1 protein-coding gene is annotated in these 1,320 nt (G+C 56.7%); it reads left to right on the top strand.

Annotated elements, in window-relative coordinates; genetic code table 11:
* Positions 1-78: 78 nt before the first annotated feature.
* Positions 79-1,320: ISL3 family transposase (locus ACZYGA_RS16935; RefSeq protein WP_479399723.1), on the top strand; the 1,242-nt coding region annotated here is incomplete at its 3' end.

Below are 1,320 nucleotides of genomic sequence, written 5' to 3'. Positions count from 1 at the left end.
GCTCTTCGACGCCAAGTGTGGAATTAGTGCCCTGGAATGGTCCAGGATATGGGCCCCCGAACAGACTGGAGAATTGATATGGATGGTACTCAGGTCCTGACCCTTGGCTTGGGCTTGCAAGCGCCTTGGAAACTCAAGGACCAGCATCTGGATACCACGTCATCTCCGCATCGTCTCGAGCTTTACGTGGAAGCCGACCGGGGGAGCCTTTATGCCTGCCCGGAATGCGGCAAGGTATGCCCGGCGCATGACTTTGCCGACAAGTCCTGGCGACACCTGAACTTCTTCCAGCATCATTGCTATCTCCATGCCCGCGTCCCTCGCACCCGGTGTCCAGAGCACGGCGTCAAGCGAGTCGAGGTGCCCTGGGCTCGCCCTGATAGTGGTTTCACACTGTTGTTTGAACAGGCTGCCATGTCGTTGGTCAGGGAGATGCCTGTGCTCGCCGTCTCTCGGCAATTGGAAGTCACTGACAAGCGTTTGTGGCGCATCGTGCATCATTACGTAGGCCGCATGCTGGGAGACCTGGATCTTTCTCAGGTTGCCAATGTCGGGGTAGACGAAACGGCATCACGTCGAGGGCAACGTTACGTCACCGTATTTCTCGATATGCAACGCCAACAAGAGCCGGTGATCTTTGCTGTCCAAGGACGTGGCAAAGAGACGATCAAGGCGTTCAGCGCCTTTCTAGAGGCACATGGCGGCACCCCGGGCAATGTGGTTGAAGTCGTGTGTGACATGTCTCCGGCCTTCCTCAATGGCACTGCTGAACATCTTCCTGATGCTCGAGTGACGGTTGACTGGTTCCATATCGTGCAGACGTTCACCAAGGCGTTGGATGAAGTGCGTAAGCGGGAACGTCGAGAAAAAGCCCATCCCAAGGCCCTGCGCTGGGCAGTGCTGAAAAGCATGGATAACCACAACCTGACGGAAAAGCAGCTGATCGCTCTCCGCGAGCTGGTTGCTGACCAAGGGGCTACCGCGAATGCATGGATCATCAAGGAAAAGCTGAGATGGATTCGTCGCGCACCGACAGCGCGTGGGGCTCGTTGGCGCATCACGAATTACCTCAATGTGATGCGTGAGGCAGTCGCCGGCCACACGCTTCTCAAGCCAATGGCAAAAGCACTCAATACGTTGGAGCGACATGCCGACCAGGTTGTAAGGCGCTGGTATTCAGGCCTGACGAACGCACGTCTGGAAGGCATGAATGGCCTCTTTCAGGCTGCCAGATCTCGTGCTCGCGGCTACCGAAACGAAAGCAATTTCATTGCGATGATCTACCTGATCGGCAGCCCCGTGGGGCGCATGCTGGATGAA

Source organism: Cobetia sp. BL01, assembly GCF_056493605.1.
This window is presented reverse-complemented; position numbering and strand designations above follow the sequence as displayed.